Consider the following 22,866-nt stretch of genomic DNA (forward strand, 5'->3'; position numbering starts at 1 on the left):
CCCCCCCCCCCCCGGGGGGGGGGGTGGGGGGGGGGGGGACGCGTGGCGGCCCTTTACCAAAAATCCTTCCTGTGCATCCCCCTCACCCCGACCCTCTCCCCGGGGGGGAGAGGGAGATTGGCTCCGGTTCGGAAAGGGGTGCTTACGAAGGAAGGCTCTTGGCAGCCGGTTGCCTATACTTGTATAGTGTTGTCTATAATAGCGAGGGCGCCCTCATGAGCAACCTGTTTTTTGCCTCGGCGCTGCTGCCGGACGGCTGGGCGGAGAATGTGCTGGTCACGACGGACCAGCGCGGCCGGATCGTCTCGGCGACGCCCAATGCCGCCTGCCCGGCCGACGCGGAGCGCTTCGCCGGGGCGGCGGTCGCCGGCATCGCCAACCTGCATTCCCACGCCCACCAACGCGCCATCGCCGGCATGGGCGAAAGCTCCGGCGAGGGCTCCGACAGCTTCTGGAGCTGGCGCGAGGTGATGTACCGCGCGCTCGACCGCATGGAGCCGGAGGATTTCGAGGCGGTCGCCGCCCAGCTCTATGTCGAGACGCTGAAGGCCGGCTTCACCGCCATCGCCGAATTCCATTACCTGCACCATGACCGCGACGGGCGCCCATACGCCGATCCGGCCGAGATGAGCCACCGCGCCGTCGCCGCCGCGCGGACGGCCGGGCTACCGATCACGCTGCTGCCAGTGCTGTACAATGCGTCGGGCTTCGGCGGCACGCCGCCGACCGCCGGGCAGCGCCGCTTTATCCATGACAGGGCAGGGTTCGCACGGCTGACCGCAGCCCTGCGCGGCGCTTATGGCGAATCCTCCGACGTGCGGCTGGGCATCGCCCCGCACTCTCTGCGCGCCGTGCCGGACGGGTTGCTGACCGAGACCGTCGCCGCCAACCCGCAAGGCCCGATCCACATCCACATCGCCGAGCAGCGCCGGGAGGTCGAGGACTGCGTCGCCTTCCGCAGCCGCCGCCCGGTGGAGCATCTGCTCGACACCCAGCCGGTCGATGGCCGCTGGTGCCTGATCCACGCCACCCACATGACCGCAGCGGAGGTGGCGGGCGTCGCCGCCAGCGGTGCGGTCGCCGGGCTTTGCCTGACCACCGAGGCCAATCTCGGCGATGGCTTCTTCGCCGCCGACTCCTACATGGCACAGGGCGGCCGCTGGGGCATCGGCTCCGACAGCCATATCTCCGTCAGCCCAGTGGAGGAACTGCGCTGGCTGGAATACGGCGCGCGGCTGACCAGCGAACGGCGCACCGTGCTGGCCGGCGGCCCCCGCCGCTCCACCGCCCGCCGGCTGGTGGAGGACGCCCAGGCCGGCGGCGCGCAGGCCACCGGCTTCGAGGCCGGGCGCATCGCCGCCGGGCTGCGCGCCGATATCGTCGTGCTCGACACCGACCACCCGCTGCTGGCGGCGCGTAAGGGCGACGCGCTGCTGGATGGCTGGATTTTCGCCGGCAACGCTCCCCTCGTGCGCGATGTGGTGATCGCCGGACGCGCAATCGTCCGCGACCGCCGCCACCCGCAGGAGGAGGAGATCGCCGACCGCTTCAAAAAGACACTTGGGAGACTTCTGGGATGAGCGAGACCATCACCCTGGTTCCGGGCGCGCTGTCGCTCGACACGCTGCGCAGCATCTACCGCGGCCGTCCGCCCCTGACGCTCGACCCGGCGGCCTATCCGCGGATGGAGCGCTCGCGCGCGCTGATCGACAAGATCGCCGGCGGCGACGAGGCGGTCTATGGCGTCAACACCGGCTTCGGCAAGCTGGCGCACACCCACATCGCCGCGGCGGATCTGGAAACGCTCCAACGCAACCTGATCCTGTCGCATGCCACCGGCGTCGGCGCTCCGCTGGCCGACGGCGTGGTGCGGCTGATCCTGGTCATCAAGGCGGTCAGCCTCGCCGTCGGCGCCTCGGGCGTACGGCCGGCGCTGGTCGATGCGCTGCTGAAGCTGTATGAGGCCGACGTGCTGCCGGTGGTGCCGGGCAAGGGCTCCGTCGGCGCCTCGGGCGATCTGGCGCCGCTGGCCCATCTGTGCGGCGTGCTGCTCGGCATCGGCCATGTCCGGGTGAAGGGCGAGATCCTGCCGGCGGAAGAGGGGCTGCGCATCGCCGGCCTGCCGGTCTTCGACCTGAAGGCCAAGGAAGGGCTGGCGCTGATCAACGGCACCCAGGTCTCGACCGGTCTGGCGCTCGCCGGCCTGTTCGAGATCGAGCGCACCTTCAAGGCGGCGCTGGTCGCGGGTGCCCTGTCGGTCGAGGCGGTCAAGGGCAGCCACCGTCCGTTCGACGCCCGGATCAGCGCGCTGCGCGGCCAGCCCGGCCAGATCGCCGTCGCCGCCGCCTTCCGCGAGGTGCTGGCCGGCAGCGAGCTGAACGCCAGCCATCAGGGACCCGACTGCCACCGGGTGCAGGATCCCTACAGCCTGCGCTGCCAGCCGCAGGTGATGGGCGCGGTGCTGGACCAGATGCGGCAGGCGGCACGGACGCTGGTGATCGAGGCGAACGGCGTCACCGACAACCCGCTGGTGCTGGTCGACACCGACGAGGTGCTGTCCGGCGGTAACTTCCATGCGGAGCCGGTGGCGATGGCCGCCGACCAGCTCGCCATCGCCGCGTCGGAGATCGGCGCGCTCGCCGAACGCCGCATCGCCATGCTGATCGACACCACCATCAGCGGCCTGCCGCCCTTCCTGGTCGCCGAACCGGGCCTGAATTCCGGCTTCATGATCGCCCATGTCACCGCCGCCGCCCTGGCGTCGGAGAACAAGTCCCTCGCCCACCCCGCCAGCGTCGACAGCCTGCCGACCTCCGCCAACCAGGAGGACCATGTCAGCATGGCGACCTTCGCGGCCCGGCGTCTCGGCGACATCGCCGGCAACGTCGCCGACATCGTCGGTATAGAGCTTTTGGCCGCGATTCAGGGGCTGGAGTTCCATCGTCCGCTGAAGACCGCCGACCGGCTGGAGCAGGCCATCGCCACCATCCGCGCCGAGGTGCCGCGCTACGAGGTCGACCGCTACTTCGCCCCGGATCTGGCCGCCATCGGTGCCCTGGTGCGCAACGGGTCGCTTGACCATCTGATGCCGGTGGAACTGGAGACCGCATGATGACGGATACGATCTACGATCTGGTGCAAGGCGACGGGCCGCTGGTCATCAGCATGCCCCATTGCGGCACCGAGCTGTCCCCCGGTCTGGCCGAGCGGCTGACGGAGGAGGCGCTGACCCTGCGCGACACCGACTGGCACATTCCGCGCCTGTACGGCTTCGCCGGCGGCATGGGTGCCACGCTGCTCAGCGCCCGCTATTCCCGCTATGTCGTCGATCTCAACCGGGCCTCGACCGGCGAGAGCCTCTATCCCGGACAGGCGACCACCGGCCTGTGCCCGGATGTGCTGTTCGACGGCACGCCGCTCTACCGCGACGGCCAGGCCCCCGACGAGGCCGAGGTGGCGCAGCGGGTGGAGGGCTATTGGCGGCCCTACCACGATGCGCTGGCGGCGGAACTGGAGCGGGTGAAGGCGCGGCACGGCTTCGCCCTGCTCTATGACGCCCACTCCATCCGCAGCCATGTGCCGCGCCTGTTCGACGGGCGGCTGCCCGACCTGAATCTGGGAACGGCGCGCGGCACCAGCGTCGATCCGCAGTTGGCCGCCCGCGTCGTCGCGGCGATGGAAAGTGCTTCGGCGGCGGAGGGGCTGACCTGCGTCACCAATGGGCGGTTCGTCGGCGGCCACATCACCCGCGCTTACGGTCAGCCGGCCAACGGCGTCCACGCCATCCAGATGGAACTGGCGCAGGACCGTTACATGGACGAGGAGGCACCGCCCTTCGCCTACCGCCCCGACCGGGCTGAAAAGCTGCAGCGGGTGCTGACGGCGGTGTTGGAAGCCTTTGCCGGCTGGCGGCCGGCGCGGGGCTGATCCGAACCGGAAGCAAGGCGGGCGCGGAACTCCCCCCGCCCGCCCTGCGTTCCTCTGCGGCGCCCCTTGTTGCGGCGCAGGATGCAGAGGATCGACGTTGAGCGACATCATCGAACAGAGCGGGGAACAGAGCGGCATCGAAAATCCGGGTGGCGGCATCGGTTACGGCGGAAACCCGGTTCCCGCGATCCTTCAGCCCACCCTGACCGCCGTCGATGCGCTGGATGCCCAAGTGCATGACATCGTCACCTGCGATCCCGGCCCAGTCAGCCATGCGCTGGCGACCGCGGGCCATTACGCCATAAAGCGGCATGTGCTGATCCCCGGCTTCGCCATCGCCGGCATCGTCGGGCTGCTGACCGGTCGGCCGGATCTCCGCCGCGCCGGCAGCGTCGGCGTGGCTGGTCTGGTGGTGACGGCGACCGCCAGCCGCTCGATCAAGCGCTATGTGAAGCGTCGGCGCCCGGATGAATGCGCCCCGCGCCGCAAACCGGGATGGCGCATCAGTGCGCGGTCGCTGCCGTCGGGACATGCGGCGAGCGCTTTCGCCGCGGCGACGGCGCTCGCCACCGTCAGCCGGTCGCCCGCGCAAAGCCTGATGATCTACGGAACCGCGGCAGCGCTCGCCGGCGGACGGGTGGTCCGGCACCGGCATTGGGCGTCCGACGTGCTGGCCGGCGCCCTGCTGGGAACGGCGGTGACGCTGCTGGCGCGGCGCCTTCTGGCGCGCTGAGCCGTTATTTCTTCGGCAGCGGCAGAGCGGCCTGTTGCGGCTTGGCCGGATCGGCGAGCCGCTTGGTGCGCTTGTTGCGGACCTCCGCCGCCTCCCCCGCCTTCAGCGGCACGAAACCGTCGGGGCGCATGGCGTTGCCGACGATCTGCTTGAGCAGGTCGATGTTGGTGGTCTGCACCCTGCGGCCGCGGCGGACCTGATCGAGGAATTTCTGCGACGGGGTCAGCACATAGTCGATGGCGTCGATGCGCTTGCCGACCTTGGTGTATTCCTTGTCGGCGACGTCGAGGATCCCCTCCTCCACCAGCGCGTCGACGGCGGAGGTCACCACCCGCAGCGTGTCGCGGCGGCGCGACCACTCGTTCATGCCGCTGTTCTTGATGATCTCGTCAGCGCTGATCGAGATCGGCTTCGCCTCGTCGTCGGCGGTGTCGTATTCGATCGACAGGCGGTTGTAGAGCCAGCGCGACACCGGCGACTTCAGCTTCATCAGCCACGCGTAGGAGACCGGCTTGAACTCCAGATCGCGGATGGCGGCGGAGACCAGCGGGTTGAATTCCAGATAGGTCTCTTCGACCCCGCCATCCTCGTCGACCAGATCCGGGCGCGAGCGGATCGCCAGCACCGGGAAGGCGGTCGATTCCAGCAGGTTCTGCCCGCGGCTCTTCTTCCCCGGCTCGGCACTGCCGCCGGTGGAGATGATGATGCGCGAGCGGGCAAGGATGGTCAGGGATTCGCGGATGTCCTGGATCGACAGGGTGTGGTTGACCGCCCGCAACTCGCGCTGAATCTCGTAGAGGCTGAAGCGCATCTGCACCTTGTCGCGGTTCTCGCCGGTCAGCGACAAGCGCGAGCGGTCCATGGCGAGGCGGCGGACGACCTGCTCCACCACCTGTTCGCGTTCCGACGGGAAGATCTCGACTTCGACCAGATCCGGGCCGGTACCGGGGGCGCGGTCGTCCTTCTTCGCGGTGCTAAGCCGGTCGATACGGGCGGGCTGGACGGTCAGACGATAGTTGCGACCGCGGAAGGCGAACTCGCGCCGCACCGACTTGATGAAGTTGTCCTTGGTGACCAGCTCGCCCTTGTCCTTGGCGGCCTTTTCCTTGTCGTTGTCGCGGGAAACGAAGACGAAGCGCGGCGCCAGATCGTAGAGCGCGATCAGGTGTGATTGCGAACGGTCTTCCAGCTCGAACAGGATGAGTTGCGCGGCGCTGGTCGGGGCCATCTTGGTCATGAACGTCTCCGAAGGTCGGGAGTAACCATGGCGCGCCGGACCCGCCGGTGCAACAGAACGCGGAGAAATTACCGCATCCGGGATGGAGTGACAGCCCGCGCATATGGCGCCGCACCCCGCGATGATGGAGCAACGGCCCGCGGTTATGGAGTGACAGCCCGCGATTGGGCCGCGAGGGCGGTCCTGCCAGGGTGCGTGACCGCGACTCCTTGAAGAATCGGGGAGAATCGGCACCGGTGGACCGGCAGGCGGGCTGAGCGGAACCGCGGGCTGGCACTCCATGGCGGGCGGGAACGGAAGCGAGAGGGGCCGGATTGCTCCCGAATGCCGCTATCCGCGGTCAATCGCGGGCTGTTGCTCCAGGAATTTTGGGAATCGTAGGTCGGTGGCGGGTGCCGAATCGCGGGCAAAGGCTCCAGGACCGCGGCCAAAAGCATCAGGATTCCGATTCGCAGCGGAACCGCGAGCCGATGCTCCATGGTCGCGGGCAGGGGCTTTACGGTCGCGGGCTGTCGCTCACCATGCGCGGGCTGCCGCTCCATGGGGTGGTCATGGAGTGCCTGCCCGCGATTCGACTCTGCCATCAACCGCTTCGAATCCTCTGGACCAATCGTGACAGCCAGACATGCGGCCGTCCATGCGTCCAAACTTGCGCGGATGGCGCGGAGGAGTATCGCCACAGATGACCGAGAACAGCACGAACCCCAACCGCTGGGGCCGGATCCCGGCCTGGTGGCTCGACCACCCCGACCTCGACGCCGACGGCCTCGCCGTGTTGGCGGCCCTCAGCACCTACGCCGACGAGGCGGGGGTCTGCTGGCCGTCGCAGGCGACGCTGGCGGACAAGCTGAAACGCAGCCGGCCGACCGTCAACCGGATCCTGGGCCGGCTGGAGGCGCTCGGGCTGGTCGGCATCGAACACCGCCGCTCGGCCAATGGCGGCAGGCTGAGCTGCCGCTATCGGCTGGCACTGATCGCCGGGAACGCGCCGGAAGAGAAGGCCGCTGATGGTGCAGGGGTGGACAGCCCCGCTGACTCAGCGGCGGACTCCCCCTGTTCAGCGGCGAGTCATGAACAGCCTGAACCAGAACAGATTCCAGACACGCTCCACCGGCGTGCGGACGACGGGATGGCATCGGTGGCCGGGGCGGTTCCGCAGGACTGGACGCCGCCGACCGCAGACCGCGAGTGGGCTGCAAGTCGCTTCCCCGACCTCGACGTCGATGGACATGCCGAGCGCTTCGTCCAGCAATGCCGGGCCCATGGCTACCGCTACCGCGATCCGGCGGCGGCGTGGCGGTCCTGGCTGTTGCAGGACGCCGGGCGTATGGCGCCACAGCCCGCGGCAACGGTCCGCGGATCGGCCAACCGTGGTGCCCGCACCGCTTCCCGCACAACACCACCCACTGCCGCTGCTAATGCGGAACAGCGCCTGTCGGCCTGGGCCAGCGTTGCAGCGCGCCTGAACGCCGGACAATCGGCCACGCCCGCCAATCCCTGGGGGATCGCATGAGCAACCTGCACCCGTTTCCCGCGGCACCCGCTGCTCCGCCTAGCCTGCCGCTGCCCTTCGATCCGGCGATGCCCCCGGCCCTGCGGAGCCGGATGCTGCGCGAAGCATTGCCGGAGCCGCTGCAACGGCTGCTCGACCGCGGGCAGGTCGGGCGCCACAGCCGCTTCACCGAGGACGGCTTTGCCGATGTGGTGGAGGACTGGACGCCTCCCGACGGCGTGACGCCGCGTCATGCCGCGCTTGCCCGCCGGGCGCTTGCGGAGATCGACGAAACCATCCTGGCACCGGCGCCGGCCAATCACCTGCTGGGCCGCGTGCTGGCGCTGCTCAGCCATTTCCCGGCGAAGGCGACGACGCCGGAGGTGGAGCAATTGCTCGCGATGGATTGGGCGGACGATCTGGGGGAGTTCCCGGCCTGGGCCATTGATCAGGCGGCCCGCCGCTGGCGACGCACCCGCAAATGGCGGCCGAGCATCGCCGAGATCCGCGCGCTGTGCGAGGAGGCCTGTGCCGCCGAACGGGCTCTGGCCGAACGGTTGCGCGCCATCGCCCTGGCTGGGGAATGGGCCGGCGAGCGGACCGGGGAGTTGGGCGGCGGAGCCGGTGCCGTGCGTCCGGTGCTGGCGTCGGCGATGCGTCGTATGCGATGATGAAGGCGGTTTCTGTCTTAAATCGCGCTTCTGTGGCAGGGGCGACACCCTGTCCGGACGGAGCGAAGCTAAGACATGTCTTAGATTTGCGCCACGGCCCGGCTTTGATAAAAGGGGCCGACAGCCGATGGCGATAAGGGGCATGGGAATGAGCAACGACACGGGACACGTGCCGGTGAAGCGCTTGCTGGTCAATGGCCCGAAGGGCGGGATCGGCAAGACAACGCTCAGCCGCAACATCGCGGTGGCGGCGGCGCTCGATGGCTGCGCGGTGGCGACGCTGGACCTCGATCCGCAGCGCAGCCTGACCAAGTGGTTCGCCAAGCGTCCGGATGGCATGGCCTCCATCACCCATTTCGAGGCGGGCATGACGCCGGTCGACATCCGGGCGGCGCTGGACGGCATCGCGGGCTTCGATCTTCTGGTGATAGATACGCCGCCGTCGATCGAGGACCATCCGGAGGAATTCAAGCTGCTGGCGCTGTCGTCCGACCTGATCGTGGTCCCGACCGGGCAGAGCGACGACGACCTGGACTCCGTCCGGCCCTGGATGCGCTTCGTCCGCCGCTACGGCAAGAACGCCGCCTTCGTCATGAACCGCGTCAAGCCGCGCACCCGCGGCTTCACCGAGGCGCAGCGCAAGCTGCTGGGCGACGGCCGGATCTGCCCGGTCGAGGTGCCGGATTACGAGGACATCCAGTTCACCGCCGGCCGCGGTCTCGGCCTGCTGGAGCTGAAGGGGGGCAAGGGGGCCGAGCATGTCGCCGGCGTCTGGGCCTTTGTCCGCCACGAACTGGAGCTGGCGCAATGAGCGGGTTCAAGCAGGTTTCCAAGGCCCAGGCCCGCCGTCACATCGCGGTGGACGAGCGGATCGAACGCATGTCGGAGGCGACGGTCGACCTCGTCCGGCGCGAGGAGTTCGTCCAGGAGATCTCCACCCTCTGGCGGAGCGCGCAGGAGAAGTTCCTGCTGATCGGCCGCTATCTGGTCCAGGCGCGGGCGCGGCTGCCGCATGGCGAGTTCCAGGCGATGGTAGAGAACGAGCTGCCCTTCGGCTATCAGGTCGCCTATCAGCTGCGCATGGTGGCGGAGGCGGTGGACAGCGGGCGCCTGCCCGGACCGAAGCTGCCGCCGAGCTATGCCACCGTCTACCAGCTCGCCACCCTGACCAGCGAGCAGCTGCGGCTGGCCGACCAGCGCAACCTGATCCGGCCCGACGTCACCCGGCCGGAGATCGTCCGCTTCAAGCGCGACCTGCGGAACAAGGCCATCGACCATGTCAGCCGCCGCGAAGCGCTGGAGGCGGAGCGCGACCGGCTGCGCGAGCGGCTGGCGGTGCTGGAGGCGGAACTGGCGACGCTGGCCGACGAGGACTGAGGACGGCCGGCGATGACGGTGCGGCGTGCGATGATCCGGGACGGGGATGGGTGAGGCATGCTGGACTTGAAATCGCTGGAAATCTTCATCTGGACGATGCGGCTCGGCGGGTTCCGTCGGGCGGCAGAGCGGTTGAACACCACCCAGCCGGCCGTCTCCGCCCGCATCGCCCAGCTTCAGGACGAATTGGGCGTTGTGCTGTTCGAGCGTGTCGGCCGGCGGGTGGCGCCGACACCGCAGGCGATGGTTCTGCTGACCTATGCCGAGAAGATGATGGCGCTGAGGTCGGAGCTGCTGACCGCGGTCGCGGACCGCAGCGCCATCCGCGGCGTCATCCGGCTGGGCGTGGCGGAGACGGTGGTCCACACTTGGCTCAGCCAGTTGATCGAGCGTCTGAACGCCCTCTACCCCGCCGTGTCGCTGGAGATCGAGGTGGAAACCTCCCCCAGCCTGCGCGATGCGCTCGCCCGTCATGAACTGGACGTGGCGGTGATGCTGGCTTCCTACACCGACGTGCGGTTCAGGACGATCCCGGTCGGCAATTACCCGCTGGGCTGGGTGGCCAGTCCGGCGCTGTCGCTGCCGGCGGAGCCGGTGTCGCTGGCGGATCTGGCGGCTTGGCCGATCATCACCTTTTCCCGCACCACCCAGCCCTATGGCGTGATCCGCGAGATGTTCTCGTCCATCGGCCTGCCGGTGCGGATGTTCGGCAACAGCTCGCTCGCCAGCGTGGTGCGGATGGCGGTGGATGCCGTCGGCGTCAGCGTGATTCCCACCGTCATCGTCCAGCGCGAACTGGCGGAAGGCCGGCTGCGGCTGATCCGGTCGCAGGCACCGCTGCCCGGCATGACCTTCTGCGCCGCCCATTCCGCCACCGCGGAAAATCATATGGCGTCGGTCGTCGCCGATCTGGCGGCCGAGGTGGCCGCCAATTACGAGGCGACGACCGGCAACGAGGCGCCCCAGGCCGCAGAGTGATCGGCGCGCATTAGCAAGCGATTGATCGTCGCTGCTTATCAATCCAGATCAAAACATACGATTGGACGGACCCAAGACTGTTCGTGTCATCATCCTTGTCAGAGGCGCAACCGAACAGCCGGAAAGGCACGCGCCGAAAGCCACCAAGGCACTGAACAGAGGAGATTTCACGATGCGGTTCGCGGCAGCGATCACCGACCCTACCCGCACGCCCAAGGGCAAGCTCCCCACCCGCCGGCAGACGATCAAGCGCATGCTCGTGGCGGCGGCCCTGCTGACCACGACCGCGCTGACCGGCATCGGCTTCGGCGCCTCTCCGGCCCAGGCGGAGGACGAGATCCGCATTGGCGTGATCTATCCGCTGACCGGTGCCGCCGCCTCCACCGGTGTGGAGCTGAAGGCCGCCGCCGAACTGGCCGCCGCCATCATCAACAAGGAAATCCCCGCCCCGCCGGGGCTGGTCGCCGGCATCGGCCTGCCGCATCTGAACGGCGCCAAGATCAAGCTGATCTTCGGCGACCATCAGGGCAACCCGCAGGTCGGCGCCACCGAGGCCGAGCGGCTGATCACCAGCGAGAAGGTGGTGGCGCTGACCGGCGCCTATTTTTCCAACGTCACCGCCACCGCCAGCCAGGTCGCCGAGCGCTATGGCGTGCCCTTCCTGAACGGCGAGTCCTCGTCGGCTTCACTGACCCAGCGCAAGTTCAAATGGTTCTTCCGCACCACGCCGCATGACGACCTGTTCGTCGGCAACTTCTTCACCTTCCTCGGCGACATGGAGAAGAAGACCGGTGACAAGCTGCGCACCGTCGCGCTGTTCAACGAGAACACGCTGTGGGGCAACGAGACGACCAAGCTGCAGGTCAAGCTGGCGGAGGAGCAGAAGTTCACCATCGCCGAGAAGATCCTCTATCCGGCGAAGACGACGCAGATGACGTCGGAGGTGCAGCGGATCAAGGCCGCCGCCCCGGCGGTCATCATGCAGTCCAGCTATCTCGGCGATGCCATCCTGTCGATGAAGACCTACAAGGAGCTGGGCTTCTCGCCGAAGATGCTGCTGGCCAACGACGCCGGCTTCAACGACAGCGAGTTCCTGAAGACCATGGGCAAGGATGGCGAGTTCGTCATCAGCCGCGAGGTCTGGGCGCTCGATCAGGCCGAACGCAACCCGCTGATCAAACAGGTCAACGACCTGATGCATCAGCGCTCCGGCGTGAATTTCAACGGCAACTCGGCGCGCGCCTTCACCGGCATCGCGGTGCTGGCCGATGCGCTCGACCGGGCCGGCTCGACCAAGCCCGACGCGATCCGCGAGGCGCTTCAGAAGACCGACATCCCGGCCAGCGGCCTGATCATGCCGTGGAAGGGCGTCAAGTTCGACGCCAACGGCCAGAACGAGCTGGGCCAGGGCATCATCGTCCAGGTGCAGGGCGGCCAGTATGTGACGGTGTGGCCGTTCGACGTGGCGACCAAGCCGGTCGTCTACCCGATGCCGGCCTGGGACGGCCGCTGAGGCGGTCCTTTTCTTCATTGGGAGCTTTGATTGGGACGCCTCTGATCCCCTCTCTCCCCGGGGGAGAGGGTTAGGGTGAGGGGGATGCGTGGCGGGACCTCTGGGATAGCCACGCCGTGCGTCCCCCTTACCCCGGCCCTCTCCCGGGGGGGGAGAGGGGGGTATCCCGCCCGTCATCGCTCCTCCGGCCCACCCTGACCGCAAAAGGGGCGCGGCAATGACCGCAGACATTCTCATCCAAGTGCTCGTCTCGGGCCTGCTGATCGGGCTGATCTATGCCCTGGTTGCGGTGGGCCTGACGTTGATTTTCGGCGTGATGGACATCGTCAATTTTGCCCATGGCGAATTCCTGATGCTGGGCATGTACGCCAGTTTCTGGGCCTTCGCCCTCTTCGCCATCGACCCCATCGTGGCGCTTCCCCTGACCGCGCTGCTGCTGTTCGCGGTGGGCGTCATCGTCTACCAGACGGTGATCCGCCGCATCCTGAAGGCGCCGATGCTGTCGCAGATCTTCGCGACCTTCGGCCTGATGATCCTGCTGCGCGGTCTGGCGCAGTTCTTCTGGAAGCCGGACCACCGGCTGATCCCGCACAGCCTGGTCAGCGGCAACATCGCCCTCGGCCCCGTCCAGTTCGGCCTGCCGCAGTTCGTCGCGGCGCTGGGAGCGGTCGGCGTCACCGGCGCCCTGTGGATGTTCCTGCACCGCACCCGGCTCGGCACCGCGCTGGAGGCGACCGCCATCGATCGTGAGGCGGCGACCCTGATGGGCATCGACGGGCAGAAGATGTTCGCCCTCGCCTGGGGCATCGGCGCCGCCTGCGCCGGTCTGGCCGGCGGGCTGATCGCCACCTTCTTCCCGATCTTCCCGGAGGTGGGGTCGAACTTCATCCTGATCGCCTTCGTGGTGGTCGTGCTGGGCGGCTTCGGCAGCGTCACCGGCGCCTTTCTGGCCGGCATCATCGTCGGACTGATCGAGGTGCTGGGCGGCTTCCTGATCGGCCCCGAATACAAGACCGCCATCGTGCTGTCGCTGCTGCTGATCGTGCTGCTGGTGCGTCCGCGCGGCCTGCTGGGGAAAGCCTGATGACGACCGGAACCACTCTCTCACGCAAGGCGCCCATCTCGCCCAAAGCAATGGGCACCGGCGCCCTGCTGGCGCTTGCCGCCGTGCTGCCGCTGGCGATCACCGAACCGTCGCAGCAGAATTTCCTGATCCTGATCCTGATGGGTGCCCAGATGGGCGTCGCCTGGAACATCGTCGGCGGCTATGCCGGTCAGGTCTCGCTGGGCCATGCGGTGTTCTACGGCATCGGCGCCTACACCTCGACCATGCTGCTGCTGACGCTGGGGATCAGCCCCTGGATCGGAGCGGTGGCCGGCGGGCTGGTGGCGGCGCTGTTCGCGCTCGCCATGGGCTGGCCCTGCTTCCGGCTGAAGGGGCATTATTTCGCCATGGCGACCATCGCGGTGGCGGAGATCATGCAGATCCTTGTCACCAACAGCGACTTTCTGGAGGGTGCCGTCGGCCTCTACCTGCCGATGGACCGCAGCGGCTGGAACTGGCTGATCTTCCTGTCCAAGCTGCCCTACTACTACGTCATCCTCGGCCTGCTGGTACTGACGGTGCTGGTCTCCTGGGCGATCGAGCGCAGCCACATCGGCTATTATTTCCGCGCCATCAAGGACGAGCCGGAGGCGGCCCGCGCGCTGGGCGTCAGCCTGACCCGCTACAAGCTGATCGCGCTGTCGGTGTCGGCGTTCCTGACCGCGATGGGCGGTAGCTTCTACGCCCAGAAGGAGATGTTCATCGATCCGGGCTCGGTCCTGGCGACGACGATCTCGATCAAGATCGCGCTGATCGCCATCCTGGGCGGGGTGGGCCGGCTGATGGGTCCGGTGCTGGGCGCCGTCATCCTCATCACCATCGAGGAATACAGCCGCACCCTGTTCGGCAGCACCGGGTCCGGCACCGACATGATCATCTACGCCGCCATGATCATCCTGGTCGCCGTGTTCAGCCCGTCCGGCGTGCTGGGCCTGCTGGGCGATCTGCGTCGCCACCTGCCGGGCTCCAAGCCCGCCGCCAAGTCCGAGGGCGTGAAGGCCGAGAAGATGGAGGTCCGCCCGTGAACACCGCTCCTCTGCTTGCCGTGGACGGCCTGGGCAAGGCCTTCGACGGACTGATCGCCAACCGCGACATCAGCTTCATCGTCCATCATGGCGAGATCATCGGGCTGATCGGCCCGAACGGCGCCGGCAAGACCACGCTGTTCAACTGCCTCGCCGGCTTCCACACCCCGACCACCGGGCGCATCGCCTTCGAAGGGCACGACATCACCGGCTCGACGCCGGAGGCCGCGGCGGCGCTGGGCATCGCCCGCACCTTCCAGATCGTCCGCGTCTTCCAGTCGATGACCGCGCTGGAGAACGTCATGATCGGCGCCATGCTGCGCAACAAGCGGGTGGCCGAAGCCCGCGACCGGGCGGAGGAAGAACTGGCCTTCGTCGGCCTGTCGCACCGGGCCGACACCCCGGCGTCCGACCTGACGGTGTCGGAGCAGAAGCGGTTGGAGGTCGCCCGCGCGCTCGCCACCGAACCGAAGCTGATCCTGCTGGACGAGGTGATGGCCGGCCTGAACCCGACCGAGGTGCGCGAGGCGTCGCAACTGGTCCACCGCATCCACCAGCGCGGCATCGCCAGCATCATCGTCGAACATGTGATGGAGGGCATCATGCCCATCGCCCACCGGATGCTTGTGCTGGATTATGGTGCCAAGATCGCCGACGGCACCCCGGCCGAGATCGCCGAGAACCCGGCGGTGATCGCCGCCTATCTGGGGGAGTGAGACGATGCTCCAACCGACGCTGTCCGAACCCGTCCGCCCGGTTGCCGTCGCGCCGGTGGGCGAGGCGATGCTGCAGGTACGCAACATCCAGTCCAGCTACCGCCGGGTTCCGGCCATCCGCGACATCAGCCTGACCCTGAACCGGGGCGAGATCGTCGCGCTGGTCGGCGGCAACGGCAACGGCAAGTCCACCACGCTGCGCGCCGTCGCCGGGCTGAACGCTCTCGATGGCGGGTCGGTCCTGCTGAAGGGCCAGGACATCTCCGCCGTGCCGGCCCATGAGCGGGTCAAGCGCGGGCTGGTCCTGGTTCCGGAAGGCCGCCGGCTGTTCCCCCGCCTGACGGTGGAACAGAACCTGATGCTGGGCGGCTTCACCACCAGCGATGCGGCCAAGCGCGAGCAAACGCTCCAATTCGCCTACGACACCTTCACGGTGCTGGGCGAGCGGCGGAAGCAGCAGGCCGGCACCCTGTCGGGCGGCGAACAGCAGATGCTGGCGATGTGCCGCGGTCTGATGAGCCAGCCCGACCTGCTGATGCTGGACGAGCCGTCCTGGGGCGTCGCGCCCAAGCTGGTGACCCGCATCTTCGAGACCATCCAGTTGATCCGCCGGCGCGGCATCACGGTGCTTCTGGTCGAACAGAACGTCCACCGCGCGCTGGAGATCGCCGACCGCGGCTATGTCATCCAGACCGGCCGCGTCGTGATGGAAGGCAGCGGCCAGGATCTGCTGGGCAACGACGAGGTGCGGCAGGCGTATCTGGGCATGTGACGGGGGCGGAGTTAGACCACCACCGAGCTAGACCCCCACCCTAACCCTCCCCCGCTCTCAGCGGACCTATGGTCCGCCTGCCGCGTCAGCACAAAGCAAAGCTTTGTGCGAGAGCTGGGCGGGGGAGGGGACTGCCGCTAGAGCGCCGACAAAGCTCCTGTCCCCCTCCCCCGCCCAGCGGGGGAGGGTCGGGGTGGGGGCAAGCGAAGCCAAAACCTCCACATACACCAACTCCCCGGACCATTCCCATGACGACCACACCCTTCCTCACCGCCGCCGCCGAGCGCCTGCGCATCCGCAGCGGCGCCAACAGCGGCCAGACCGCCGGGCTCGCTCCCGGCCATGTCCAGGCCAACCTCGCCATCCTGCCGGCTGACTGGGCCGGCGATTTCCTGCGCTTCTGCCAGGCGAACCCGCGTCCCTGCCCGCTGCTGGCGGTGTCGGAGGTCGGCGACCCGCGCCTCCCGACTCTCGGCCACGACATCGACATCCGCACCGACGTGCCGCGCTACCGCGTCTATCGCGACGGCGTGCTGATGGACGGGCCGACCGACATCACCGACCTGTGGCAGGATGATTTCGTCGCCTTCCTGATCGGCTGCTCCTTCTCGTTCGAGGAAGCACTGCTGGCCGACGGGCTGCCGGTGCGGCACATCGCGATGAACCGCAATGTGCCGATGTACGAGACCAACATCGCCTGCACGCCCGCCGGCCGCTTCCGCGGCACCATGGTGGTGTCGATGCGGCCGATGGTGCCGAAGGACGCCATCCGCGCCATCCAGATCACCTCGCGCTTCCCGTCGGTGCATGGTGCGCCGGTGCATTTCGGCGACCCGGCCGCCATCGGCATCCGCGACATCGCCGATCCCGAACATGGCGAGGCGGTTCCCATCGAGCCCGGCGAGGTTCCGGTCTTCTGGGCCTGCGGGGTGACGCCACAGGTCGCGATCCGCAATGCCCGGCCGCCGATCGCCATCACCCACAGCCCCGGCGCCATGCTGATCACCGACCTGCTGAACACGCACCTGTCGGTGCTCTGACCGCTCCGTCTCCCTTTCAAATCCCAGCAACACCGACCGCCGCGCGGGCACTCCGCCTCGGGCGGCAACAGTGGAGGCTTGCCCGATGCCGCATCCGTTCTCCGCCCGCCTGCTGTCCTCGTCCATTCTCGCCGCCGGCCTGCTGGCCGTCGCGGCACCGGCATCGGCCGACCAGCTGCGCATGGTGGCGCTCAGCTTTCCGCCGCTGATCTATGACGACGGCGGCAAGCCGGCCGGCATCGCCTATGACATCGTGACGGAGGCGATGAAATCCTCGGGCCATAGCGTGACGGTGGAGATCATGCCGTGGGCGCGTGCGCTCGACACCGTGCGCGAGGGCGGGGCGGACGCCATCTTCACCGCCTACAAGACGCCGGAGCGCGAACAGTTCCTGAACTACTCCACCCAGGTGCTGGTGCCGCAGGTGGTGTCGCTGTTCGTGGCGAAGGACAGCCCGGTCAGCTTCGACGGCGACCTGACCAAGCTGGCCGACCGCAAGTTCGGCGTGGTCAACCAGATCAGCTATGGCTCCATCGTCGACGACGCGATCAAGACCGGCGTGCTGCCGGCGGTGGAGAAGTCGAACGACAGCGACAGCAACGTGAAGAAGCTGGTCTCCGGCCGCTTCGACGTGATGCCCAGCAACCGCTATGTCGCGCAGTATTTCCTGAAGCAGGCCGGCGCGCTGGACAAGGTGAAGGAACTGACCCCGGCGGTGCAGGACATCCCCAGCTACATCGCCTTCACCAAGGCGCGCGACACCACGACGCTGCGCGACGAGTTCGACAAGGGCGTCGCGGCGATGAAGGCCAGCGGCGCCTATCAGCAGATCCTGGACAAATACGCCCGCTGAGTGGCGGGCGCTTATCCCCCTTCGACCAGATTTCGAGAAGCCGCCATGAGCGTGACCACTTCGTTTCCGGCGCCCGTTCTGCGGCCGGCCGGGGACAGCGCCCTGATCGTCGAGTTGGGCGACGGCATCGCCCAGGACCTGAACGCCGCCGTCCACCGTCTGGACCGCCGCATCGCCGACGCCGGCCTTCCCGGCATCGTGGAGACGGTGCCGACATACCGCTCGATCCTGGTGCAGTTCGACCCGGCAGTCATGGCGGCGGCGCCTTTGGGGCAAGCCCTGCTGGACCTTGCGGCGGAACTGACCCAGGCGGCGGCGGAACCGCAACTGCGGTGGATCGTGCCGGTCTGCTTCGGCGGCGCCCACGGCGAGGATCTGGACGACGTGGCGCGCCGGTCGGGGCTGAGCGCGGAGGAGGTGGTGCGGCTGCACTGCAGCGCCGACTACCGCGTCTATATGCTGGGCTTCTCCCCCGGCTTCGCCTATCTCGGCGGGCTGCCGGAGGTGCTGCACCAGCCCCGGCGCGAGAACCCGCGCATGGTCACCCCGGCGGGCAGCGTCATGCAGGGCGGGGCGCAGGCGGCGATCTCCCCCATCGCCATGCCCAGCGGCTGGCATCTGCTGGGCCGCACCCCGGCAAAGACCTTCGATCTCAAACGGGAGCCGCCCTTCCTGCTGGCGCCGGGCGACCGCATCCGCTTCACCGCGATCAGCGCCGCCGAGTTCGACCGGCTGGAGGGGCTGAGCGGTTACCTGCCCGACTGCGAGACGGTGACCTCCCCCGCCGTCCTGCTGCAGGGAGCCGCCGCATGACCAGCCATCTGCGTGTCCTGACCGCCGGTCCCAGCTCTACCCTGCAGGACCGCGGGCGGGTCGGGTATCAGCGCTATGGGGTCTCGGTCGCCGGCGCGGCCGATCCGCTGCTGCATGCCGTCGCCAACGCCCTGGTCGGCAACCGGCCGGGGGAGGGGGCGGTGGAGTTCACCCTGGCTGGCGACAGCATCGTGGTGGAAGGCGGACCGGTGCGCATCGCCGTCGCCGCCGATGCCGACCTGACGGTGGATGGCGAGCCGGCCTCGGCCTGGACCAGCCTGCGCCTGACCGACGGTCAGACCCTGCGCATCGGCGCCTTGCGCAGCGGCATGCGCGGCTATTGGGCGGTGGAGAGCGGTTTCGCGCTTCAGCCGGTCCTGGGCAGCGTCGCCACCCACATACGCAGCCGTATGGGCGGGCTGGACGGCAGTGCGCTGAAGGCCGGCGACCGGCTGCCGTTGGCGTTGGATCAGGCGGCGGACAGGGGAGAGCGCTGCTTTGACCCCTCTCTGCTGCCGGCTCGCGGCGGGCGGCTGCGCGTCATGCTGGGGCCGCAGCAGGATTACTTCACCCCGGACGGGATCGAAGCCTTCCTGGAGGAGGACTACACCGTCAGCCACGAGGCCGACCGCATGGGCTGCCGGCTGGACGGCCCGGCGATCGAGCATGCCCGCGGCTTCAACATCACCTCCGACGGCATCCCGCTGGGCGCCGTGCAGGTGCCGGGGACCGGGCGGCCCATCGTGCTGCTGGCCGACCGCCAGACCACCGGCGGCTATCCCAAGATCGCCTGCGTCGTCGGGCCGGATGTCGCGGCGCTGGCGCAGATGCGGCCCGGCGAGCGGCTGCGCTTCACCCCGGTCGATGCGGCGGAGGCCGGGCGCATCCAGGCCCGCCATCGCGAGATGGTGGACGGCCTGCCGGCGCTGCTGCAATCGGCCGGCGGCTTCGCGCTGTACGACAGCGGCCGGCTGCTCGGCTTCAACCTGATCGGCGGCGCCGTCACCGGCTGGGACTGATCCCGCCCCTTTCCGTCACCCACAATGGAGGTCTCCCGATGCTGCAGCGTGTGGGCCGTACCCTTGCAATGCGTGTCGTCGTTCCCATCGCCCTGATGGTCACGGTCATCAGCGCGACCGGCATAGCCGCCGTCGTCACCGTCAACCGCGAGGATGCCCGCACCGCGTTGGAGGACCGGGCCGCCGTCACCGTCCGCGTCATCGCTGGCGGGCTGGCGGAGCCGCTGTGGAACGTCGATGCCGACTCCGCCGCGGCGCAGCTGGCGGCGCTGGCCAACGATCCCGATTATCTCGGCAGCCGGGTGCTCGACCCGAAGGGGCAGCTCTTCGCCAAAAGCGGCGACGTGTCGGACGGCGATCCGTCGGTGCTGGTCCGCCGCGCCGACATCCAGCGCAAGAGCGGCGCCCGCGTCGATACGCTTGGCACGGTGGAAATCCACCTGTCGCCCCGCCGGGCGGAGGTCCAGGCGCGGGAGCGGGCATGGCTGCTGGCCGGCGGTGGGCTGGCGGCGCTGGTGGCGCTGTGCGGTGTGCTGTTCCTGATGGTGCGCGGCGCCACCCGTCCCATCGTCCGCCTGACCGGGGTGATGACGCGGCTGGCCGACGGCGATGGGGCGGTCGACGTGCCGTCGCTCGACCGCCGCGACGAGATCGGCCGCATGGCCGCCGCCGTCCAGGTCTTCAAGGAGCAGGGCGCCGCCAAGCAGCGGCTGGAGGCCGAACAGGTCGCACTGCGCCGGCAGGCCGAGGCGGAGCGGCATGCCGCCATCGCTGCGGTCGCCGATGATTTCGAACGTCGCGTCGGCAGCGTGCTGGGCGAGGTGCTGCGCACCACCGACGGCATGGGCACCGCCACCCGCAGCCTTGCCGATGTGGCGGAGCAGAACGGCCAGGTCAGCCGGCAGGCCGCGGGCAACGCCGCGGCGGTGAACGCCTCGGTCGACGGCATGGCCGCCGCAGTGGACGAGCTGGTGGCATCGATCCGCGAGATCTCGGTCCAGGCGCAGCATTCGCAATCCATCGCCGACGAGGCGTCGCGCCGGGCCTCAAAGGCGACGGAGCAGGTGGCGGGGCTGGTCCAGGCCTCCGACCGGGTGTCGGCGGTGGTGACGCTGATCCACGCCATCGCCAAGCAGACCAACCTGCTGGCGCTGAACGCCACCATTGAGGCCGCCCGTGCCGGGGAGGCCGGCAAGGGCTTCGCCGTCGTCGCCGGCGAGGTGAAGGCGCTGGCGCCCCAGACCGCCAAGGCGACCGAGGACATCGAGACGCAAATCCGCGCCATCCAGGGCTCCACCGGCTCTGCCGCCGACGAGATCGTCGAGATCGCCCGCGTGGTGGAGAGCCTCAGCCAGATCAGCGCCTCCATCGCCGCGGCGGTGGAGGAGCAGAACGCGGCGACGGCGGAAATCGGCCGCGGCGTTGCTGAGGCGGCGCAAGGGGTTCGCGCCCTCCTGGGCGACGTCAACGTCACCTCCGACGTGGCGGGGCAGACCGGCGCCGCGTCCAACCAGCTGGACGGTGCCGCCGGCATGCTGGCGGAGCAGATGGGGGCGATGCGCAGCGAGGTTGCCGGCTTCATCCATTCCCTGCGACAGTCGGAGGCGGCGTGAAAACGCCCTGTCGTCTTCCCTAAATGAATTGCGAGACTTGCCATGCCGAGCATCGATCTGAATTGCGACATGGGGGAAGGGTACGGCGCCTGGACCATGGGCGACGACCGGGCGATGCTGGACATCGTCACCTCCGCCAACATCGCCTGCGGCTTTCATGCCGGCGATCCCACCATCATGGCCGACACCGCCCGGCTGGCCGGGGAGAAGGGGGTGCGCATCGGCGCCCATCCCGGTTTCGAGGACCGCCCCGGCTTCGGCCGCCGGGTGATCCGCGGCATCACCACCACGGAGGTCGAACGGCTGGTCGCCTATCAGGTCGGCGCGCTCCAGGCCTGTGCCGCGCTGTCGGGCCAGCGGGTGACCCATGTGAAGCCGCACGGCGCGCTCTACAACATGGCGGCGGTGGAGCCGGATCTGGCCGGCGCCATCGCCCGCGCCATCAAGGCGGTGGACCCCGCCCTGCTGTTCGTCGTCCCGCCGCTGAGCGCCATGGAGCGTGCCGGGCAGGATCTGGGTCTGCGCGTCGCGCGCGAGGCCTTTGCCGACCGCACCTATGAGGATGACGGCACGCTGACGCCACGGACTGTGGCCGGATCGGTGATCCATGACCCGGATCTGGCGGCGGCACGGGTGGTGCGGATGGTGCTGGACGGGGCGGTGGAAAGCCGGCACGGCACCCGCCTGCCGATCGTGGCGGACACCATCTGCGTCCATGGCGACACGCCGACCGCGGTCGCCATGGCGGCAACCGTCCGCCGCGCGTTGGAGGCGGCGGGCGTTGTGGTGCGGGCGGTGGCGTAAGGGCTGCCACTTGCTGAGTTAAACCCCCACCTAGCCTCCCCCGCTCTCAGCGGACCTAAGGTCCGCCTGCCGCGTCAGCACAAAGCGAAGCTATGTGCGAGAGTTGGGCGGGGGAGGGAACAAGCGCTTGTACGGGAGAGCAGCGGCAGTCCCTACCCCATCCAGCGGGGGAGGCTAGGTGGGGGTATCCGTAAGCCTGCAGTCTCCCACATCCTCCCGCATTACACGAACCACCACCCACTTTTGCATCGCAGCATGCCAAGATTGGGTCACAGTTTTGTCAGAATTTTAGACGAACATCTCTCAAACCGGAAAGGATACACAGGGCCGTATCGACCAAACGAATAGTCGACCATCGGCCGAACAGCACAGGGCTTGCCAAATGAAACGAAGCATTTCCATGCCTATTCTGGCGGCAATGACGATTTTATCGGCAAGCGGTGCGTCTGCGGATATCCTATACCAAAAGGGTAGTTTTTCAGATCAGCGGCATTTCTTGGCCGTCGATGTTTCATGGGGAGAGCTGGAGATCGGGCAGGCCGATAGTGCCCGCAACCGGCTGGTGGGGGCGGCGGCCTTGCCGGCTTCCACCGGGGCCGGCAGCCGGACGGCGAAGCTGAGCTATTACACCCCGCCGCTGCGCGGTTTCGAACTGGGCGCCAGCTATACCCCGATGCCGCGCGGCGCCGGCGACATGCCCGACCCGCGCGAGGCCATGCATCTGGTTGAGGCGGCGGTGCGCAAGACCATCCTGATGGGCGGCATCAGCACCCGCTTTTCCGCCGGGACAAGCCGGGCGCGGGTGCGCGGCGACAGCCGCCGCCTGCCGCGCCAGTCCTGGATCGTCGGCACCCAGTTCGCGTGGCAAAGCGTGACGCTGGACGGCGACCTGCGCCAGCAGCAGGAGGCCGACGGCCTGTTGGTCCGCAGCCTGAACGCGGCGCTGGCCTATGGCCGCGGCGACATGACCCTGTCCTTGCGGGCGAGGCGGACGCTGCCGGAGAATGGCGCGGCCAGCGACCATTACCTTGCCGATCTGGCCTACCACATCACGCCGCGCTGGCAGGTGATGGCCGACACCAACATCGACAGCGGTGCCGGGTCCATGGGCACGGTGGTCAAGGTCGGCACCCGGCTGGTGTTCTAGCGGCACCGGAATCGGCGGGGGGGGGGGGCCC

22 protein-coding genes are annotated in these 22,866 nt (G+C 68.6%); 21 read left to right on the forward strand and 1 reads right to left on the reverse strand.

Going from position 1 to position 22,866, the window contains the following annotated elements; all coding sequences use genetic code 11:
- The first annotated feature begins 215 nt into the window (after nt 1–215).
- The 4 genes from TSH20_RS28030 to TSH20_RS28045 all read left to right on the forward strand — a co-directional run bounded on the left by TSH20_RS28030 (nt 216) and on the right by TSH20_RS28045 (nt 4,660).
- Nucleotides 216–1,580 (forward strand): formimidoylglutamate deiminase, encoded by a 1,365-nt coding sequence (locus TSH20_RS28030; RefSeq protein WP_109156760.1) that lies wholly within the window; start codon nt 216–218, stop codon nt 1,578–1,580.
- Complete coding sequence (hutH, locus tag TSH20_RS28035) at nt 1,577–3,112, forward strand: histidine ammonia-lyase (protein WP_109156761.1); 1,536 nt, start codon at nt 1,577–1,579, stop codon at nt 3,110–3,112. The genes TSH20_RS28030 and hutH overlap by 4 nt, the downstream gene beginning before the upstream one ends.
- Nucleotides 3,112–3,927: an N-formylglutamate deformylase gene (hutG, locus tag TSH20_RS28040; protein WP_109156762.1), complete on the forward strand. Its 816-nt coding sequence runs from the start codon at nt 3,112–3,114 to the stop codon at nt 3,925–3,927. The genes hutH and hutG overlap by 1 nt, the downstream gene beginning before the upstream one ends.
- Nucleotides 3,928–4,024: 97 nt before the next feature.
- Entirely contained in the window at nt 4,025–4,660 is a 636-nt protein-coding gene (locus tag TSH20_RS28045; RefSeq protein WP_109156763.1) for a phosphatase PAP2 family protein, read from the forward strand.
- Nucleotides 4,661–4,664: 4 nt separating this feature from the next.
- On the opposite strand, the gene TSH20_RS28050 is transcribed toward TSH20_RS28045, so the two are convergent.
- Nucleotides 4,665–5,897: a plasmid replication protein gene (locus TSH20_RS28050; protein ID WP_109156764.1), complete on the reverse strand. Its 1,233-nt coding sequence runs from the start codon at nt 5,895–5,897 to the stop codon at nt 4,665–4,667.
- A 682-nt stretch (nt 5,898–6,579) separates the two neighbouring features.
- Here TSH20_RS28050 and TSH20_RS28055 point away from each other — a divergent pair.
- The 17 genes from TSH20_RS28055 to TSH20_RS28135 all read left to right on the forward strand — a co-directional run bounded on the left by TSH20_RS28055 (nt 6,580) and on the right by TSH20_RS28135 (nt 22,835).
- Nucleotides 6,580–7,410, forward strand: coding sequence for a helix-turn-helix domain-containing protein (locus TSH20_RS28055; protein WP_109156765.1), 831 nt, complete (start codon nt 6,580–6,582; stop codon nt 7,408–7,410).
- A complete protein-coding gene (locus TSH20_RS28060; protein WP_109156766.1) occupies nt 7,407–8,060 on the forward strand; it encodes a hypothetical protein in 654 nt (217 codons plus the stop codon). Before TSH20_RS28055 ends, TSH20_RS28060 begins: the two co-directional genes overlap by 4 nt.
- A gap of 148 nt (nt 8,061–8,208) precedes the next feature.
- Nucleotides 8,209–8,871 carry a ParA family protein gene (locus TSH20_RS28065; RefSeq protein ID WP_109156767.1) on the forward strand — a complete coding sequence of 221 codons (663 nt, stop codon included), beginning with the start codon at nt 8,209–8,211 and terminating at the stop codon, nt 8,869–8,871.
- The gene (locus TSH20_RS28070; protein ID WP_109151800.1) at nt 8,868–9,437 is read left to right on the forward strand and encodes a hypothetical protein; all 570 of its coding nucleotides are present in this window, start codon (nt 8,868–8,870) and stop codon (nt 9,435–9,437) included. Before TSH20_RS28065 ends, TSH20_RS28070 begins: the two co-directional genes overlap by 4 nt.
- Nucleotides 9,438–9,494: 57 nt before the next feature.
- Nucleotides 9,495–10,415, forward strand: a complete 921-nt coding sequence (locus TSH20_RS28075) for a LysR family transcriptional regulator (protein ID WP_199232039.1) — start codon at nt 9,495–9,497, stop codon at nt 10,413–10,415.
- A gap of 172 nt (nt 10,416–10,587) precedes the next feature.
- Nucleotides 10,588–11,928 carry an ABC transporter substrate-binding protein gene (locus tag TSH20_RS28080; protein ID WP_199232040.1) on the forward strand — a complete coding sequence of 447 codons (1,341 nt, stop codon included), beginning with the start codon at nt 10,588–10,590 and terminating at the stop codon, nt 11,926–11,928.
- Nucleotides 11,929–12,145: 217 nt separating this feature from the next.
- On the forward strand, nt 12,146–13,012 hold the full coding sequence (locus TSH20_RS28085) for a branched-chain amino acid ABC transporter permease (RefSeq protein ID WP_109151798.1): 867 nt from the start codon (nt 12,146–12,148) through the stop codon (nt 13,010–13,012).
- Nucleotides 13,012–14,058 carry a branched-chain amino acid ABC transporter permease gene (locus TSH20_RS28090; RefSeq protein ID WP_199232041.1) on the forward strand — a complete coding sequence of 349 codons (1,047 nt, stop codon included), beginning with the start codon at nt 13,012–13,014 and terminating at the stop codon, nt 14,056–14,058. The genes TSH20_RS28085 and TSH20_RS28090 overlap by 1 nt, the downstream gene beginning before the upstream one ends.
- The gene (locus tag TSH20_RS28095; protein WP_247871444.1) at nt 14,055–14,774 is read left to right on the forward strand and encodes an ABC transporter ATP-binding protein; all 720 of its coding nucleotides are present in this window, start codon (nt 14,055–14,057) and stop codon (nt 14,772–14,774) included. Before TSH20_RS28090 ends, TSH20_RS28095 begins: the two co-directional genes overlap by 4 nt.
- Before the next feature lie 67 nt (nt 14,775–14,841).
- Nucleotides 14,842–15,546 (forward strand): ABC transporter ATP-binding protein, encoded by a 705-nt coding sequence (locus tag TSH20_RS28100; protein ID WP_109156779.1) that lies wholly within the window; start codon nt 14,842–14,844, stop codon nt 15,544–15,546.
- A gap of 248 nt (nt 15,547–15,794) precedes the next feature.
- Nucleotides 15,795–16,586, forward strand: coding sequence for a putative hydro-lyase (locus tag TSH20_RS28105; RefSeq protein WP_109156769.1), 792 nt, complete (start codon nt 15,795–15,797; stop codon nt 16,584–16,586).
- An 85-nt stretch (nt 16,587–16,671) separates the two neighbouring features.
- Entirely contained in the window at nt 16,672–17,439 is a 768-nt protein-coding gene (locus TSH20_RS28110; RefSeq protein ID WP_109156770.1) for a transporter substrate-binding domain-containing protein, read from the forward strand.
- 45 nt (nt 17,440–17,484) lie between these two features.
- The gene (pxpB, locus tag TSH20_RS28115) at nt 17,485–18,252 is read left to right on the forward strand and encodes a 5-oxoprolinase subunit PxpB (RefSeq protein ID WP_109156771.1); all 768 of its coding nucleotides are present in this window, start codon (nt 17,485–17,487) and stop codon (nt 18,250–18,252) included.
- Nucleotides 18,249–19,271, forward strand: coding sequence for a biotin-dependent carboxyltransferase family protein (locus TSH20_RS28120; protein WP_109156772.1), 1,023 nt, complete (start codon nt 18,249–18,251; stop codon nt 19,269–19,271). The genes pxpB and TSH20_RS28120 overlap by 4 nt, the downstream gene beginning before the upstream one ends.
- Nucleotides 19,272–19,309: 38 nt before the next feature.
- Entirely contained in the window at nt 19,310–20,884 is a 1,575-nt protein-coding gene (locus tag TSH20_RS28125) for a HAMP domain-containing methyl-accepting chemotaxis protein (protein ID WP_109156773.1), read from the forward strand.
- Between the two features lie 42 nt (nt 20,885–20,926).
- The gene (locus TSH20_RS28130; protein ID WP_109156774.1) at nt 20,927–21,688 is read left to right on the forward strand and encodes a 5-oxoprolinase subunit PxpA; all 762 of its coding nucleotides are present in this window, start codon (nt 20,927–20,929) and stop codon (nt 21,686–21,688) included.
- Between the two features lie 418 nt (nt 21,689–22,106).
- Nucleotides 22,107–22,835 carry a porin gene (locus tag TSH20_RS28135; protein WP_109156775.1) on the forward strand — a complete coding sequence of 243 codons (729 nt, stop codon included), beginning with the start codon at nt 22,107–22,109 and terminating at the stop codon, nt 22,833–22,835.
- Nucleotides 22,836–22,866: the final 31 nt, after the last annotated feature.

This window comes from Azospirillum sp. TSH20 (assembly GCF_003115935.1).
Taxonomy (GTDB): Bacteria; Pseudomonadota; Alphaproteobacteria; order Azospirillales; family Azospirillaceae; genus Azospirillum.

Coding starts and splice junctions, on each gene's coding strand:
- TSH20_RS28030 (WP_109156760.1), top strand. CDS start 216: ATGAGCAACCTGTTTTTTGCCTCGGCGCTGCTGCCGGACGGCTGGGCG.
- hutH (WP_109156761.1), top strand. CDS start 1,577: ATGAGCGAGACCATCACCCTGGTTCCGGGCGCGCTGTCGCTCGACACG.
- hutG (WP_109156762.1), top strand. CDS start 3,112: ATGACGGATACGATCTACGATCTGGTGCAAGGCGACGGGCCGCTGGTC.
- TSH20_RS28050 (WP_109156764.1), bottom strand. CDS start 5,897: ATGACCAAGATGGCCCCGACCAGCGCCGCGCAACTCATCCTGTTCGAG.
- TSH20_RS28055 (WP_109156765.1), top strand. CDS start 6,580: ATGACCGAGAACAGCACGAACCCCAACCGCTGGGGCCGGATCCCGGCC.
- TSH20_RS28060 (WP_109156766.1), top strand. CDS start 7,407: ATGAGCAACCTGCACCCGTTTCCCGCGGCACCCGCTGCTCCGCCTAGC.
- TSH20_RS28065 (WP_109156767.1), top strand. CDS start 8,209: ATGAGCAACGACACGGGACACGTGCCGGTGAAGCGCTTGCTGGTCAAT.
- TSH20_RS28070 (WP_109151800.1), top strand. CDS start 8,868: ATGAGCGGGTTCAAGCAGGTTTCCAAGGCCCAGGCCCGCCGTCACATC.
- TSH20_RS28075 (WP_199232039.1), top strand. CDS start 9,495: ATGCTGGACTTGAAATCGCTGGAAATCTTCATCTGGACGATGCGGCTC.
- TSH20_RS28080 (WP_199232040.1), top strand. CDS start 10,588: ATGCGGTTCGCGGCAGCGATCACCGACCCTACCCGCACGCCCAAGGGC.
- TSH20_RS28085 (WP_109151798.1), top strand. CDS start 12,146: ATGACCGCAGACATTCTCATCCAAGTGCTCGTCTCGGGCCTGCTGATC.
- TSH20_RS28090 (WP_199232041.1), top strand. CDS start 13,012: ATGACGACCGGAACCACTCTCTCACGCAAGGCGCCCATCTCGCCCAAA.
- TSH20_RS28100 (WP_109156779.1), top strand. CDS start 14,842: ATGCTGCAGGTACGCAACATCCAGTCCAGCTACCGCCGGGTTCCGGCC.
- TSH20_RS28105 (WP_109156769.1), top strand. CDS start 15,795: ATGACGACCACACCCTTCCTCACCGCCGCCGCCGAGCGCCTGCGCATC.
- TSH20_RS28110 (WP_109156770.1), top strand. CDS start 16,672: ATGCCGCATCCGTTCTCCGCCCGCCTGCTGTCCTCGTCCATTCTCGCC.
- pxpB (WP_109156771.1), top strand. CDS start 17,485: ATGAGCGTGACCACTTCGTTTCCGGCGCCCGTTCTGCGGCCGGCCGGG.
- TSH20_RS28120 (WP_109156772.1), top strand. CDS start 18,249: ATGACCAGCCATCTGCGTGTCCTGACCGCCGGTCCCAGCTCTACCCTG.
- TSH20_RS28125 (WP_109156773.1), top strand. CDS start 19,310: ATGCTGCAGCGTGTGGGCCGTACCCTTGCAATGCGTGTCGTCGTTCCC.
- TSH20_RS28130 (WP_109156774.1), top strand. CDS start 20,927: ATGCCGAGCATCGATCTGAATTGCGACATGGGGGAAGGGTACGGCGCC.
- TSH20_RS28135 (WP_109156775.1), top strand. CDS start 22,107: ATGACGATTTTATCGGCAAGCGGTGCGTCTGCGGATATCCTATACCAA.